The sequence below is a fragment of the Bradyrhizobium denitrificans genome (genome assembly GCF_013179005.1).
Taxonomy (GTDB): domain Bacteria; phylum Pseudomonadota; class Alphaproteobacteria; order Rhizobiales; family Xanthobacteraceae; genus Bradyrhizobium; species Bradyrhizobium denitrificans.
Genome location: NZ_JABFDP010000097.1, coordinates 1 through 414 on the forward strand (window position 1 = coordinate 1; position 414 = coordinate 414).

Sequence of the window (414 nt, forward strand, 5' to 3'; positions counted from 1 at the left end):
TAGGTTCTGTACTCATAAATGGATTCCGTTAGCTGACGAACAGTGATTCACTCCCCTTAGGTGATTTGGGGGTAGACATGGCGCGGTTTGACCTGAGCGATCGAGAATGGGCTTTGATCAAGCCCTTGCTGCCGAATAAGCCACGCGGTGTCGGTCGGGTCGACGACCGGCGGGTTCTCAACGGCATCTTCTATGTGCTGCGGACAGGCTCGCCCTGGCGAGATCTTCCGGAACGCTATGGCCCTTACACGACGGTCTATAATCGCTTTAACCGCTGGGCCAAGGCAGGTGTTTGGGTCCAAATTTTCGAGGTGTTGGCAGCACGCTCGCCGCAGTCGATGGCGCTGATCGACAGTTCTATCGTCCGCGCCCATCAGCACGCCGCTGGGGGTAAAAAGGGGGCGAGGATCACGC

At 57.5% G+C, this 414-nt stretch carries 1 protein-coding gene; it reads left to right on the top strand.

From position 1 onward, the window contains the following. Window positions 1-77: 77 nt before the first annotated feature. Window positions 78-414 (top strand): IS5 family transposase (locus HL671_RS37910; RefSeq protein WP_172244271.1); only part of this gene is annotated, 337 nt, incomplete at its 3' end.